The sequence below is a fragment of the Bacillus sp. FJAT-45066 genome (assembly GCF_002335755.1).
GTDB classification, from domain to species: domain Bacteria; phylum Bacillota; class Bacilli; order Bacillales; family Bacillaceae_I; genus Bacillus_CD; species Bacillus_CD alkalisoli.
On record NZ_NISQ01000001.1, the window covers coordinates 1,534,699 to 1,549,320 of the forward strand.

14 protein-coding genes are annotated in these 14,622 nt (G+C 34.7%); 1 reads left to right on the forward strand and 13 read right to left on the reverse strand.

Annotated features, from left to right (window positions below; genetic code table 11):
* Positions 1 to 58 precede the first annotated feature (58 nt).
* Positions 59 to 1,732, reverse strand: coding sequence for a DAK2 domain-containing protein (locus tag CDZ92_RS07785; RefSeq protein WP_096154675.1), 1,674 nt, complete (start codon positions 1,730 to 1,732; stop codon positions 59 to 61).
* Positions 1,733 to 1,748: 16 nt separating this feature from the next.
* A complete protein-coding gene (locus tag CDZ92_RS07790; protein ID WP_096154676.1) occupies positions 1,749 to 2,111 on the reverse strand; it encodes an Asp23/Gls24 family envelope stress response protein in 363 nt (120 codons plus the stop codon).
* A gap of 338 nt (positions 2,112 to 2,449) precedes the next feature.
* Here CDZ92_RS07790 and rpmB point away from each other — a divergent pair, with 338 nt between their 5' ends.
* Positions 2,450 to 2,638, forward strand: coding sequence for a 50S ribosomal protein L28 (gene rpmB / locus CDZ92_RS07795; protein ID WP_096154677.1), 189 nt, complete (start codon positions 2,450 to 2,452; stop codon positions 2,636 to 2,638).
* 313 nt (positions 2,639 to 2,951) lie between these two features.
* On the opposite strand, the gene spoVM is transcribed toward rpmB, so the two are convergent.
* The 11 genes from spoVM to priA all read right to left on the reverse strand — a co-directional run bounded on the left by spoVM (position 2,952) and on the right by priA (position 14,618).
* The gene (gene spoVM, locus CDZ92_RS07800) at positions 2,952 to 3,032 is read right to left on the reverse strand and encodes a stage V sporulation protein SpoVM (RefSeq protein WP_096154678.1); all 81 of its coding nucleotides are present in this window, start codon (positions 3,030 to 3,032) and stop codon (positions 2,952 to 2,954) included.
* Between the two features lie 52 nt (positions 3,033 to 3,084).
* Positions 3,085 to 3,744: a thiamine diphosphokinase gene (locus tag CDZ92_RS07805; protein WP_096154679.1), complete on the reverse strand. Its 660-nt coding sequence runs from the start codon at positions 3,742 to 3,744 to the stop codon at positions 3,085 to 3,087.
* Between the two features lie 305 nt (positions 3,745 to 4,049).
* Positions 4,050 to 4,703 carry a ribulose-phosphate 3-epimerase gene (gene rpe / locus CDZ92_RS07810; protein WP_096154680.1) on the reverse strand — a complete coding sequence of 218 codons (654 nt, stop codon included), beginning with the start codon at positions 4,701 to 4,703 and terminating at the stop codon, positions 4,050 to 4,052.
* A gap of 4 nt (positions 4,704 to 4,707) precedes the next feature.
* Entirely contained in the window at positions 4,708 to 5,586 is an 879-nt protein-coding gene (gene rsgA, locus CDZ92_RS07815; protein WP_096154681.1) for a ribosome small subunit-dependent GTPase A, read from the reverse strand.
* Between the two features lie 20 nt (positions 5,587 to 5,606).
* Positions 5,607 to 7,568: a Stk1 family PASTA domain-containing Ser/Thr kinase gene (gene pknB / locus CDZ92_RS07820; protein ID WP_096154682.1), complete on the reverse strand. Its 1,962-nt coding sequence runs from the start codon at positions 7,566 to 7,568 to the stop codon at positions 5,607 to 5,609.
* Between the two features lie 4 nt (positions 7,569 to 7,572).
* Positions 7,573 to 8,328, reverse strand: a complete 756-nt coding sequence (locus CDZ92_RS07825; RefSeq protein WP_096154683.1) for a Stp1/IreP family PP2C-type Ser/Thr phosphatase — start codon at positions 8,326 to 8,328, stop codon at positions 7,573 to 7,575.
* Positions 8,329 to 8,333: 5 nt separating this feature from the next.
* Positions 8,334 to 9,425 carry a 23S rRNA (adenine(2503)-C(2))-methyltransferase RlmN gene (gene rlmN, locus CDZ92_RS07830; RefSeq protein ID WP_096154684.1) on the reverse strand — a complete coding sequence of 364 codons (1,092 nt, stop codon included), beginning with the start codon at positions 9,423 to 9,425 and terminating at the stop codon, positions 8,334 to 8,336.
* 3 nt (positions 9,426 to 9,428) lie between these two features.
* Positions 9,429 to 10,766, reverse strand: coding sequence for a 16S rRNA (cytosine(967)-C(5))-methyltransferase RsmB (gene rsmB, locus CDZ92_RS07835; protein ID WP_096154685.1), 1,338 nt, complete (start codon positions 10,764 to 10,766; stop codon positions 9,429 to 9,431).
* A gap of 1 nt (position 10,767) precedes the next feature.
* Positions 10,768 to 11,712: a methionyl-tRNA formyltransferase gene (gene fmt, locus CDZ92_RS07840; RefSeq protein ID WP_096154686.1), complete on the reverse strand. Its 945-nt coding sequence runs from the start codon at positions 11,710 to 11,712 to the stop codon at positions 10,768 to 10,770.
* A gap of 5 nt (positions 11,713 to 11,717) precedes the next feature.
* The gene (gene def, locus CDZ92_RS07845) at positions 11,718 to 12,191 is read right to left on the reverse strand and encodes a peptide deformylase (protein ID WP_096154687.1); all 474 of its coding nucleotides are present in this window, start codon (positions 12,189 to 12,191) and stop codon (positions 11,718 to 11,720) included.
* 18 nt (positions 12,192 to 12,209) lie between these two features.
* On the reverse strand, positions 12,210 to 14,618 hold the full coding sequence (gene priA / locus CDZ92_RS07850) for a primosomal protein N' (RefSeq protein WP_096154688.1): 2,409 nt from the start codon (positions 14,616 to 14,618) through the stop codon (positions 12,210 to 12,212).
* Between the last annotated feature and the right edge of the window lie 4 nt (positions 14,619 to 14,622).

Sequence of the window (14,622 nt, forward strand, 5' to 3'; positions counted from 1 at the left end):
ATTTAACTTTTAAAAAAACAAAAAAGGGAGAATTAATCTCCCTTTTTTGTTTGCTAATTTATTCAATAGAGAAAATAAAGGAATATAACGGTTGTTTTCCGTTATGCACTTCTATTTCTACATCTTCAAATTGTTCTTCTACGAAAGAAACTACTGCATTTAATTCTTCTTCTGTTACATCTTCACCATAAATGATAGTTAAGATTTCTGAGTCCTCATCTAATGTGGCTTCTAGTAATTGTTTTGCTGCTGTTGTTTTATCCTTACCTGTTGTAACAATTTTGCTTTCCGCGATACCCATGAAATCATCTTTTTGAATTTCAATTCCATCAATACTTGTATCACGTACAGCATAAGTTACTTGACCAGTTTTCACATATTGAAGTGAATCAGTCATTGTCTCAGCATTTTCCACTAAGTCAGCTGTAGGATTAAATGCTAAAATAGCTGCCATACCTTGTGGAACTGTTTTAGAAGGAACAACTACTACACGATCTCCAACCACTTCAGCTGCTTGTTTTGCAGCCATGATAATGTTGCTATTGTTCGGAAGAATAATGATTTTCTCTGCATTTACTTCTTCAATAGCTCTCACAATATCCTCTGTACTTGGATTCATTGTTTGTCCACCTTCTATGACAAACTTAGCTCCGACACTCTTGAAAAGTTCAGCCACTCCCTCACCCATTGCAACAGTAATGATACCGAATTCTTCTTTTTTCGCAACAGGAGGAGTACTTACAGGGTATTCATTTTCCTCAAATAACAAGTTACTATGCTGTTCACGCATATTTTCAATCTTCATATTGATTAAACTACCATAGTTTTGTCCATAAGATAAACAATTACCAGGTTGTTCTGAGTGAATATGTACTTTAACTACATCCTCATCAGCAATAACTAATAAAGAATCACCATATTGTGCTAAATCATTTCTGAATTTCTCTTCACTAAATGGGTTATCTTTTGTTTTCGACTCTTCAAAGCGCACCATAAACTCTGTACAATATCCAAAAACGATATCTTCTGTATTCATATGTGCTTGAACACCTTTATGATGTTCTGCATTAACTAATTCATTCATAGAAGATGTTGCCTGGAATACAGGAAGTGCTTCTCCTGTTAATTCCGCTAAAAATCCTTCATAAATGAAAACTAATCCTTGTCCTCCACTATCTACAACACCAACCTCTTTTAAGACTGGTAACAGATCTGGAGTTCTTTTTAAGGATGCATTTGCTTCTTTTAATACAGCTTGCATAAGAAGAATAATATCATCTTCTTCTTTTGCAACTAGTACTGCTTTTTTCGCTGCGTCTTTCGCAACTGTTAAAATTGTACCTTCAACTGGCTTCATAACTGCTTTGTATGCAGTTTCTACACCAGCTTCAAGTGCTTGAGCGAATTCTAAAGAGTTAATAGTTGATTTCGCTTCGATATGTTTAGAAAAGCCTCGGAACAACTGAGATAGAATTACGCCAGAATTTCCTCTAGCACCCATTAATAATCCTTTCGCAAGAGCAGTACCAACTTTTCCAATATGTTCTGAAACGTTATTTCTTACTTCTTTCGCACCAGAAGTAATGGATAAGTTCATATTCGTACCTGTATCACCATCCGGTACAGGGAATACATTTAACGAATCTACAAGCTTTGCGTTATTGGATAATTGATTTGCACCTTGAAGAATCATCTGGGAAAAACGTTTCCCATCTAAAACTTTAATTGACACTAAATTTTCCTCCTTATTACGGGTTCGTTACACGAACACCTTGAACATAAATGTTTAGTGAATCCACAGATAAACCAAGTGTTTGGTTTAGTGTATACTTGACCTTTGTTTGTACATTGTGAGCAATTTCAGAAATTTTCGTTCCATAGCTAACTATAATGTACATATCAATATGTAAGTGATCTTCCTCTTGTCGAACGATTACTCCTTTTGTGAAATTCTCTTTTCGTAAAATCTCAGATAAACCATCTTTAATTTGACTTTTTGAAGCCATCCCTACAATACCGTAACAATCAACAGCAGCTCCTCCAGCAATTGTAGCAATAACATCATTCGAAATATCTATTTGACCATAAGATGTTTTTAGTTCGATGGACATAAAGGTTCCCCCTTTAGTAAGATTACATACTATTTTACATGAATCAACTTATTTTTAAAAGATAGGAATGCTATCTTCTTAATACTATTATAATACTGAATGGAAGAAACATGTATGTCAAGGTTTTTTTCTTGAAAGCTTATCATTGAACTATTGCATTATCAAGGGTTGTATGTTAAATTATATAAGTATTTTCAATCAGTGTATAAAAGGAAAAGCGTATGAAAATGTTACAAACATATTCATGACTTTTTTCCTTACAAAAATTAAGAAATTCTTTTCTTAATCGACATGAAAATAACTGAATGTTTTAATGGGTAGTAAGGAGGGAAATGACTATGGCACGCAAATGTGTAATCACAGGAAAGAAAACTAGTTCTGGTAATGCACGTTCTCACGCGATGAACGCTACTAAACGTACTTGGGGTGCTAACCTTCAAAAAGTACGCATCTTAGTTGATGGTAAACCAAAACGTGTTTATGTATCTGCTAGAGCATTAAAATCAGGTAAAGTTGAGCGCGTATAATATAGCTCCTACTTATATGAATAATTAAAAGCGACAGTTATCTGTCGCTTTTAATTATTTTCAATGGCTTATATAATAATATTAATAATGTTTTAGCTATGGTAAATCTCAGTGTTAATCATTAAATACGAATACCTGTTGATTTCCATGCAAGGCTGAGACTCCTCGAAAATGCATCCGCATTTTCTTACGAAGGATGTATCGCTCCGGATGCTTCCTTGTCCTGCGGGAAAAGCGAAGTCTAGCACGGAAATCAACAGTGAACTTTACTTTATCACAGCCAATATTTAAAAAAGCACCTTTACTAGGTGCTTTAATCTTTCTTGAACGAACCAATCATTACTTTTATTAGTCCACCTAGAAACCTCGGAAGTTTAATCGTGTAAAATTTCATTACTTTCCCTCCTCATGACATTTTCCTACTATAATTTAACTCTAACTTTACGTTAATTCAGTTTATTATCACTACTTCTTATCACCATTAATATGCCTTCTATAAAGGAAAAAGTACTAGAATTCAAAATGAGTTCATTACTAATACAAAGAGTTTCCCCCCATGAGATATCTCTTTCTAATAATTCATACTTGAATCCTTTTAAAGTAAGTTTTTTTACTTCCTTCGTTATTGGGACAAATGAAACGTATCTAAAAGCCTCTAATTTAGAAATGTGATAAGTACCCGGACTCTCTAAATAAATGATATTTTGTTTATCAATAATCTCTACTTTGCATTGAAACTTTTCTAAGCTATTAATAAGTAGTTGAACATTTCCAAAGAAGTGATCTAACCTTCCCCCTGTAACACCAAACATCCTTATTTTCGTTGGCCCTTGCTCTAATGCCCAATTCATCCCTAACTCAGAGTCAATTTCATTTTTTTCACTAGGAAATATAGAAAGATCAGGTAGTTCTTTTGACAATTGAGCTAATTCCTTTTTTGTGACAGAGTCAAAATCACCAAAAGCTTTTTTCGGAATTATACCTGCCTCTAGTAAAAATTGTACACCTTTATCAATACCAACCCATGTTACACTTTCTTCATCTTTCCACTGCTTCAAATTTGGGATATATTCAGTAGGTCCTCCTGCAACTAAATGGATAATCATTATGTTTCCCCTTTACTAATCTATGTAATATCAATAAATTGTTTCCACTTTTACCTGAGTCCGTTTCACAATGTATGACTACTAAACGAAACGAGTAATATCATCGTAATCTGTATTTATACACCTTAATATACGAACATATTATTTTGTATACCACTAAAATATTCGTTTTTCATTAAACGAACCGTAATTATGAAATTGATTTTACTATTTCATTTTTATCCTGTAACTTTATCAAAAGTGAAGAAAAAAAGCTATCCTAGTTGGATAGCTTTGAAAAACACTATGTTACGTTGGTTTGCAGACTATAAAGAAGAGTGTCTAATGGCTTCTATTGCAGCCTTACGATCTTGTTTATTGTAAACGGCTGAGCCTGCTACTAATACATTCGCTCCCGCTTCCACACAAAGCTTACCCGTTTCTTCGTTCACTCCACCGTCTACTTCTATTTCAACAGATAAACCGTTTTCTTTTACTAATGTAGCTACTTCTTTAATTTTTGGTAATACTTCTGGAATAAACGCTTGGCCACCAAACCCAGGATTTACAGTCATTAATAAAACTAAATCCACTTCATGAATAATATGTTTTATCATAGAGACAGGTGTTGCAGGGTTCAGTACAACTCCTGCTTTTACTCCATGAGATTTTATTAGTTGAATAGTACGATGAAGATGACGACATGCCTCTACATGAACAGAAATAATATCTGCCCCAGCTTTGGCGAAAGCTGGGATAAATTGATCCGGGTTATCGATCATAAGATGCACATCTAACGGCAAGTTAGTTATTGGCTTTATTGCGTCTACAATTAACGGGCCGATTGTAATATTAGGAACAAAATGCCCATCCATCACATCAACATGAATGTAATCCGCTCCCCCTAATTCTACATCTTTTATTTCTTCACCTAATGTAGCAAAATTAGCAGAGAGAATGGAAGGTGCGATTTTTATCATGTTTTCAGTACCTCGGCTTTCTATCTTTAATTTCTTCTAAAAAACTTACATAATGATCATATCTAAAGGTTGCTATTTCACCATTTTCCAAAGCATTTTTCACGGCACACTTTGGTTCTTTTATATGTGTACAGCCTCTAAACTTACAATCATCACTTAATTTTACAAACTCTGGAAAATAATCTTTTAGTTCTTCCGCTTCGATTTCTTGAAATTCTAAAGAACTAAAACCTGGAGTATCCGCAACATATCCATTATTTATCTTTAGTAGCTCTACATGCCTTGTTGTATGTTTTCCCCTACCTAAGTGTGTAGAAATATCATCTGTTTTTAAGTCTAAATCTGGTCGAAGACTGTTTAGTAGTGACGATTTTCCAACACCTGATTGACCGGCAATAACGGAAACTCTGTCTGTTAAATATGGTAGTATTATTTCCAATTCATTTGGTTCTTTAATGGAAGTAAGAATTACATTGTATCCAATTTCTCTATAATACTTTGCAAATTTCGAAATTTCTTCCTCGTCTTCAATTAAGTCCATTTTAGAAATACAAATGATTGGCTCAATTCCTTTTGATTCAATTAACACTAAAAATCTATCCAACAGTACTGTACTAAAACTTGGTTCTACCGCTGAAAACACTAAAATCGCTTGATCTATATTAGCAATAGGAGGTCTAACAAGTTCATTTTTCCGATCTGATACTTCTAAGATGTAGCCTTCTTTTTGATTTTCTGCTTGAAATCGCACAATGTCGCCCACAAGAGGAGTTACTTTATTTTTACGAAAAATCCCTCTTCCTCGGCATTGTGTAACTTCTCCATCACTAGTTAAAACATAATAAAAACCACTTAAAGCTTTGACAATCTTGCCTTCAGGCATAAGTAGCCTCCTTAATAAATTTACTCCAAATCATCGTACTCAATTATACCTTTATCTACTTCTTTATCATCTACTAATACTGCATACCTAGCCGATCCTTTGTAAGCAACTGTAATAGAAATAGTATGAGGAGTATTTTCAGTAATCTTAAACGTTTCAAAAGGACGATCTGAATTATGGTTTAAGTCATCTATGAAAATCTGTACAGTTTGCTCTACGCCTTCTTCATCAGCTTCATAAGGAATAACTAAATCAATAGTAGTCGTCTTATCTAACATTTCCGGTCCTTTTGAAACAGTTAATGTGATAAGATCGCCTTTTTTAACTTGTGAGTTAGGAGCTGGGTCTTGTTTTATTATATTCCCAACTGGAAATTCATCGCTAAACTCTTCGTTAACATGTAAAGCTAAATCCAATTCAGCTAAATGATTTTGGGCAAAAACAATTGTGGATCCTTCGTAATTATTTAACGTAATTGGACTGGAACCCTTTGATATTGTTAATGTTACAATGGTGTCATCTGGAATGATTAATGTTCCTGGTAATGGATCTTGATTCATAACAATTCCTTCGGATACATCTTCAGAAAATACACTATCCACTTCAATCTGAGTAAGACCTCTTAATGCAAGTCTCCTTCTCGCATCATCTTCGGAATATGTTCTATAGTCTTCCATTTCCGCTTTTTCTTTTCCAACACTTCTAAAGATAGTTACTGGAGTACCTTCTTTAACTAATTGGCCAGCTCTAGGTCTCGTTCGAATTACATGATTTTCTTCGATTTCGTCATTAGGCTCATCTATCGTTTCATCGATAATAAATCCATGATCTTTTAAAGCTTCAACCGCTTCTTCATATTCCAGTGTCGCTACGTCAGGAATTTCAACGTCTTTTGGTAATAGTAAAGATGGTAAAAAAGCAAATGCTGCAATGGTACCAGCAACTAATAATATCAATATAGTGCTTAAAATAATGAAGAATTTTTTAGCCTTTTTTTTCTTCGGGTTCTGTTCCTTCTCTGCTTTTTGTACTGGAGCAGGAGTTACTTTCGTTATTGTATTTTCTGTTAGTGCTACTTCACCAATCCCCTTTAAAATAGGAATTGCTTTTGTTGCTTCACCGTCATCCATAGGTACTACAAACTTCGGTTCATTAAATCGTTCTGGATTTAATGCTGTCGTAATATCTTCATGCATTTCTTCCACTGAATCATAACGGTGGAAGGCATCTTTTGCCATAGACTTTAAAACAACATTTTCTAAGCTTTGCGGAATATCACGGTTCCATTTTCTCGGTGAAGGTGTATCAGATTGTAAATGTTTCAGGGCAATCGAGACGGCTGATTCTCCTGAGAATGGTAATGTTCCTGTTAACAACTCGAACAAAACAATACCTAGTGCATATACATCTGATTTTTTAGTAGCTAGTCCACCTCTTGCCTGTTCAGGAGATAGATAATGAACAGAACCAAGTAAAGAATTCGTTTGGGTAATGGTAGTTGAACTCAAAGCCATGGCAATACCAAAGTCTGTTACTTTAATATTCCCATAATGATCGAGCAATATATTTTGCGGTTTAATATCTCTATGAATAATACCGTTCTCATGGGCATGCGCAATCGCTGAAGTTAATTGCTTCATAATAGAAACAATTTTTTCCATTGATATAACTGGGTGTTGTTGTATGTATTGTTTTAATGTTTTTCCTGAAACATGCTCCATGACAATATAATAAATGTCATCTTCTTCTCCAATATCGTAAATACTAACAATATTTGGATGATCAAGACTTGTAGCAGACTGAGCTTCACGTCGAAAACGACGAATAAATTCATCATCATTAGCAAAATCTAACCTTAACACTTTAACAGCAACGTCTCTAGCTAAAATCATATCGTGAGCTAAATAAACCGTGGCCATTCCACCGCCACCAATAACTTCCAATATTTTATAGCGACCGTTCAATCTTTTTCCAATTAACATAATATCACCCTCTTTCTATTTCGGTGACAGATAGTTCTACAATTGCAACAGTAATGTTGTCCTCTCCACCATTTTCATTTGCTATAGAAATTAATTTCTCTGCTTTTTCTCCTAATGTCATTTCCGCATGCTGGAGGACCTCAAATATTGTCCTATCATTCAACTTGTTCGTTAATCCATCCGAACATAATAACAGAGTGCTATCTTCGTCTACTGCAATTGTTTTGACATCAACTTTAACATGACTATCCGTACCTAAAGCTTGTAATAACACATTTTTTCGAGGATGAAATTCTGCATCTTCTTTTGTAATTTGACCACTCTTTACAAGTTCGTATACGAAAGAGTGGTCATCTGTTAACTGTTTAAGGTTTTCATTCATCGTTATATACCCTCTACTATCTCCAACATGAGCAATAGATAAAAAGGAATCTCCGCAAACTGCCGCTACAACCGTGGTACCCATTCCATAACAGTCACCGTTTTTATTGGCATATAAATTTATTTCACTATTAACTTGACTAATTGTTTCTGTCAACCAGACTTCAGCATGATCTGGTGAAGAGATGTTGGATGTTTCTTCCCAAAGTGTTTTTATTTGCTCTACAGCCTTTGCACTAGCAATATCACCAGCTTGATGGCCCCCCATCCCATCACATACTACTGCTAACACTTCATTGTCTTTATTAACAAAGATTCCCCCATTATCTTCATTGTGTGAACGAATTCTCCCTATATCTGTTAAAAAGACACTATTCATCTAGATCACCTCGTTTCTTCTTTACGCTCCTTCGCCCTTAGCTGACCACAAGCAGCATCAATGTCATGACCTTGCTCACGACGAATCGTTACGTTTACACCATATTTTTTTAATGTCTTTTCGAAATCAAAAATTTGCTCTTTCGGTGTTCTTACATAGTCTCGCTCTGGTACATAGTTAACTGGAATTAAGTTGATATGACATTTTACACCTTTAACAAGTCTTGCCAGTTCTTCTGCATGTTCCACTTGATCATTAACTCCACCGAACAAACCATATTCAAAACTAATTCTACGACCTGTTTTATTAATATAATATCGTACAGCTTCCATCAATTCAGGAAGTTTATACGCTTTGTTAATAGGCATTAATCTTGAACGAATTTCATTATTAGGCGCATGTAAAGAAATTGCAAAGTTAATTTGCATATTTTCATCTGCGAACTTATAAATTTTCGGAATAATTCCGCTTGTAGATACAGTAATATGACGAGCACCAATGTTTAAAGCATCATCATGGTTAATAATTTTCAAGAAGCTAAGCATTTCGTCATAGTTATCAAATGGTTCACCAATACCCATAATAACAACATGACTTACACGTTCATTCATTTCGTCTACTGCTTGTTGAACTTTTACAACTTGAGCAACAATTTCTCCTGCTTCTAAGTTCCGTTTTAGTCCTCCAAGAGTGGAAGCACAGAAAGTACAACCAATTCTACAGCCGACTTGAGTCGTTACACAAACAGAATTGCCGTATTCATGCCTCATTAGCACCGTTTCAATCGAATACCCATCGTGAAGCTCAAATAGAAATTTAATCGTGCCATCAGCTGAAGTTTGTTGAATAATCGTTTTTAATGTTGTTAAAACAAAGTGATCTGCTAGCTTATCACGTAAAGTTTTAGATAAATTCGTCATGTCTTCAAACGTTGTAACACGTTTTTGATATAGCCATTCAAAAATTTGCTTACCTCTAAATTTTTTCTCTCCTTGAGAGACTAACCACTCTTCTAATTCGTGTAATTGTAAAGAGTAGATGGACGGGTTTTTCTTTAGTTCTACATTTGTTTTTTCACTTGTTGTATTTTGTTCCATCTTTTACACCTGCCTTTTAAGTCTAGCTATAAAGAAACCATCTGTATTGAAATAATGTGGCAATAATTGCAACATTCCATTGTTTACATATTCCTTAGCTTTTTGTGGAATGTATTGTTTTAAATCTTCATCCAACGTAAAGTCTTCTCTTAATTTTAAAAACGCATGTACAACTTCTTCGTTTTCTTCTTTATCAATTGTACATGTACTATATACTAACGTTCCACCTTTTTTTACTAATGGAGCAACTTCGGATAATATATCTAGTTGAATTTTCGCTAATTGGTTCACGTCTTGCATCGTCTTCGTATATTTCAAGTCTGGTTTTCTTCTTATTACTCCAAAACCAGAACATGGGGCATCAATTAACACTTTGTCAAAACTTTCTTCTTTGAAATTTTCAGTAGCTTTTCTACTATCTAAAACTTTCGTTTCAATATTGTTTAAGGAAAGACGTAATGTTTGTTCTTTAATTAACTCGATTTTATGTTTATGAAGGTCAGAAGCGATCACTTTCCCTGTACCTTTTAATAATTCGGCAATATGTGTGGACTTTCCTCCAGGTGCTGCACAACTGTCGTAAACAAAATCATTTTCAGAAACATTTAAAGTTGGAGCTACTAACATCGAACTTTCGTCTTGAATCGTAAAATAACCTTCTTTAAATAGGATTGAATGAGCTAAATTTCCCTTTAGACAAAGAATTGAAAATGGAGAAAGGTCACCACGTCTAACTTCAAAACCTTCAGATTCTAATTTGACGATAACTTCATCAACAGTACCTTTGACTTCATTTACCCTTGCAGTTTGATATGGCGATTGTAAATTGGATAAACACATTGCTTCCGTTTTTTCAACGCCATATTGGGTCACCCATTTTTCAACAAGCCACTTTGGGTGACTGGAAGAAATGGATATTCGTTCTATCGGATCTGTAATTTCTGCTAAACTTGCTACTCCATTTCGTTGGATGGAACGTAATACCCCATTTACAACTCCAGCAATTCCTTTATGCCCTCTGGATTTTGCAATTTCTACCGCTTCATGAATAATCGCACGTTCAGGCACTCTGTCTAAATAAAGCATCTGGTATAGGGAAAGCCGTAACAATACTTTTACCCAGTCTTGCATTTTCTTTTGTTTTTCAATAAATGGTTGTAAATAATAATCTAACGTTAACTTTCGTTGGATTGTTCCATAAACGATTTCAGTAAAAAGCCCAGCATCTTTTTTTGACATTTGCTTTTTATCGAGATAATTGTTTAACAGTAGATTACTATATGCTTGATTCTTTTCCACACTTAGAAGTGCTTCTAATGCTAATTCTCTAACGTTTTTCATTTTACTCTCCTAATTGTGTCCCCTCTTTAAGTGATGCTCCTGCACCATTTAAATATTGCTCAGCGGACATACGTTTTTTCCCTGAAGGCTGTAGTTCGGTAACTTTAATAGCAATATTATTACCAGTTTTAACGATAAAGCCATCATTTTCTATTTGGATAATTGTACCTGGAGCTAATTTGCTATCATAGTGAACTTTTTCGCCCCACCAAATCTTCATGACTTGTTCATCCTGTAATGTGTAAGCGACAGGCCAAGGATGCATTCCTCTTATATGATTATAGATTTCCTCACCCGTATTGGACCAGTCAATTTTTTCTTCTTCTCTTTTTATGTTATATGCAAATGTTACCTTTGATTCGTCCTGCTTGATTGGCGTTAACTCTCCTGCGAATAGTTTAGGAAGAGTTTCTGATAATAATTGAGAACCTACGACGCTTAATTTGTCATGAAGTGTCCCTACATGGTCTTTTTCTAATATATCTACTTCTACTTGAGTTAAAATATCACCAGCGTCCAATTTTTCTACCATATACATAATAGTAACGCCTGTTTTCTTTTCACCTTGAATAATAGAATAATGAATAGGTGCACCACCACGCAGTTTCGGTAAAAGGGATGCATGTACATTAATACAACCGTATTTAGGTGCTTCTAATAGAGCTTTTGGTAAAATTTGCCCAAATGCTGCTGTTACAATTAAATCTGGTTGTAAATCAATAATTTTAGAATACTCTTCTTCTAATCTAATTTTTTCAGGTTGATAAACCGGAATATCCTGCTTCAACGCCTCTACTTTAACTGGTGGAGGTGTTAACTCTTTTTTTCTTCCTTTTGGTCGATCTGGTTGGGTTACGACTGCAATAACATTATAGTTGTCTTTCAACAGTTGTTGTAATACTGGTACGGCAAAATCTGGCGTTCCCATAAAAACGATGTTTTTCATTGTGATCACCCTTCTTGTAATTCATCTTTTTCATAATACTTTGTCACTTTACTCGTAAAAAGCACGCCATTTAAGTGATCAATTTCATGCAAAATTGCTCTAGCTAAAAAGCCTTTTGCTTCTATTTCAAACAATTTACCTTTCTTATTTTGAGCTTTTACTTTTACATAGTCTGCTCTTTTTACTTCACCGTATAATCCGGGAAAACTTAGACATCCTTCCGGTCCTATTTGTTCTCCTTCTGCTGACACGATAATAGGATTAATTAAGTCCATTCTCCCGTTGTGATCGTCTATGTCTACAATAGCAATTTGTTTTGTAATACCAATTTGGGGGGCAGCTAGTCCAACTCCGTCTGCTTCTAACATCGTTTCGTACATATTATCCAAGAGCTTACTTAATTTTTTATCAAACACATCTACTTGTTCGCATTTTGTTTCTAGTACTTCATTTGGATATTCAACTATTTTCAGGATCATTTTTCTCCTTCTTTCTATTTACATTAACATATATGGGTTAAGGTCGATCTGTATGGAAAGTTTGTCCTGTCCCATTTGTTGTTGGTATTTCTCTAAGATACCTTTTAATGTTTGTTGTAGCATTGGTTCTTTTTTATATTTAATAATACATTGATACCTGTACTTATCTTTTATCCTTGAAATTGGTGAGGCTACAGGTCCTAAAATAATGGCATTGCTAGATAAATTTAATTGTAAATAATTCGTTATTCTTTCCGTTATTGTAACAACTTTCGTTAATTGTTCATGAGAAACCGTAACAAGGGCAGTGAAATAGAAAGGAGGATATTGATGCAATTTTCTCATCATCATTTCTTTCATATAAAAAGAAAGATAATCATGATTACTAGCTAATTGAACAGCATAATGCTCTGGTGTGTATGTTTGTATAATTACTTCACCTGGTAATTCATGACGTCCAGCTCGACCACTTACTTGTGTTAATAATTGAAACGTCTTCTCTGAGGCGCGAAAGTCTGGGAGATTTAACATTGTATCTGCAGTTAACACACCTACTAATGTGACGTCAGGGAAATCTAATCCTTTTGCAATCATTTGTGTTCCAAGTAATATATCTGCCTGTTTATTTCCGAACTTATCTAGTAACTTTTCATGTGAACCTTTTCTAGAAGTTGTATCAACATCCATTCTAATAACTCTTGCTTCAGGTAATAATTTGTTTATTTCTTCTTCTACTTTTTGTGTGCCTGTACCAAAGAACCGAAAATGATCACTTTCACAAGAAGGACAGGTGGAGACAACCGGTTGTTCGTAAGCACAGTAATGACATTTTAACTGGTTAGAACTACGGTGGTACGTTAAAGAAATATCACAGTGTGGACATTCCACCACATACCCACATTCACGGCACATAACAAAGGAGGAATAGCCACGTTTATTTAGAAATAGGACAGATTGTTCTTTTCTGTCTAGCCTCTCTTGAAGTTTTTCTAACAGTGCTCGTGAAAACATAGAGCGATTTCCTTCCCTAAGTTCCTCACGCATATCAACAATATCAACTGCAGGCATCCCTTTATTACTCATTCTTCTATCCATAGAGAGTAATTGGTAGACACCTTTTTTCGCTCTTGCAAACGTTTCTAATGTAGGTGTAGCACTTCCTAACACAACTGGGCAGTTATGATACTCTCCACGACGCATAGCAACGTCTTTCGCATGATACCTTGGCATTTCTTCTTGTTTGTAGCTCGTTTCATGTTCTTCATCTATAATAATAATGCCTAAATTTTCAAAAGGTGCAAAGATAGCAGAGCGAGCTCCTACTACTACTTTAACTTCTTTTCGATGAATTTTTCTCCATTCATCATACTTCTCACCGGTACCTAATCCACTATGTAAAACGGCTACATCATTCCCAAAGCGGGATTTAAATCGATTAACCATTTGTGGAGTTAATGAAATCTCTGGAACTAAAATAATTGCTTCTTTCCCTTTTTTTAATACTGCGTCAACCGATTGCATATATACTTCAGTTTTTCCACTTCCAGTTACACCAAACATGACATAACTTGCATACTGTTCCGATTCTATAGAGGACAAAATTGGCTTAATCGAATCTTCTTGTTGAGCAGTAAGTGGTAGTGGGTTCGATTTTTCAAACGTTTTATGTTTATATGGATCTCGGTACACTTCTTCGTCTACTTCTAATAATAGTTCCTTATTAACTAACGTTTTTACAGTTTGTGTATTCACGTTTGCATCTTGAAGTAGTTCTTTCAACAAATATTCTCTTTTATCTTGTTCGATAAGGAAGGACACTAACTTTAGCTGAGCTTTCGCTTGAGTAGAAAGTGTTTGTATAAAAAGTTTAAGCTCCTCTTTATCTACATTAACCCTAATAATTTTTTGCGTTTTTTTGGATATTTTATCTTTTACTCCATAATAAACTTCTAGTGTATCTTCCTTCACTAAACTTTTTAACAGCGAAAAGCCTATTTCTTTTTCCAACTCATCAAAAGGTATTCTCTTTTTCTTTTCAAATATTGTCTGAATGTCAATTGGTAGTAACGTAATATCTTTCGCTAATAATAACTTTTCATATTTCGCTTTCATTGCTGCAGGAAGCATTACTTGAAAGGCACTTATTGTAAAACATAATGTTTGATCTTTAAGCCAAAAAGCCAACTGCATTAATTCCCTTGTCAAAACTGGCTTTAAGTCAATCACATCATTTAATGGCTTCGTTTTATCGATAGAGGTTTCCGCTTTAATTTGCACAACAAATCCTTGTACATATCTTGGTCCAAACGGAACAACAACCCTCATTCCTGGCTGCAAAATATCTACCCATTTTTCTGGAATTTCATAGTCAAATGTTCTGTCCGTTTGTTTTGTTGGTACATCCACTATGACACTAGCAAAACTCATAGAC

Coding starts and splice junctions, on each gene's coding strand:
- CDZ92_RS07790 (WP_096154676.1), bottom strand. CDS start 2,111: ATGTCCATCGAACTAAAAACATCTTATGGTCAAATAGATATTTCGAAT.
- rpmB (WP_096154677.1), top strand. CDS start 2,450: ATGGCACGCAAATGTGTAATCACAGGAAAGAAAACTAGTTCTGGTAAT.
- spoVM (WP_096154678.1), bottom strand. CDS start 3,032: ATGAAATTTTACACGATTAAACTTCCGAGGTTTCTAGGTGGACTAATA.
- CDZ92_RS07805 (WP_096154679.1), bottom strand. CDS start 3,744: ATGATTATCCATTTAGTTGCAGGAGGACCTACTGAATATATCCCAAAT.
- rpe (WP_096154680.1), bottom strand. CDS start 4,703: ATGATAAAAATCGCACCTTCCATTCTCTCTGCTAATTTTGCTACATTA.
- rsgA (WP_096154681.1), bottom strand. CDS start 5,586: ATGCCTGAAGGCAAGATTGTCAAAGCTTTAAGTGGTTTTTATTATGTT.
- pknB (WP_096154682.1), bottom strand. CDS start 7,568: ATGTTAATTGGAAAAAGATTGAACGGTCGCTATAAAATATTGGAAGTT.
- CDZ92_RS07825 (WP_096154683.1), bottom strand. CDS start 8,328: ATGAATAGTGTCTTTTTAACAGATATAGGGAGAATTCGTTCACACAAT.
- rlmN (WP_096154684.1), bottom strand. CDS start 9,425: ATGGAACAAAATACAACAAGTGAAAAAACAAATGTAGAACTAAAGAAA.
- rsmB (WP_096154685.1), bottom strand. CDS start 10,766: ATGAAAAACGTTAGAGAATTAGCATTAGAAGCACTTCTAAGTGTGGAA.
- fmt (WP_096154686.1), bottom strand. CDS start 11,712: ATGAAAAACATCGTTTTTATGGGAACGCCAGATTTTGCCGTACCAGTA.
- def (WP_096154687.1), bottom strand. CDS start 12,191: ATGATCCTGAAAATAGTTGAATATCCAAATGAAGTACTAGAAACAAAA.
- priA (WP_096154688.1), bottom strand. CDS start 14,618: ATGAGTTTTGCTAGTGTCATAGTGGATGTACCAACAAAACAAACGGAC.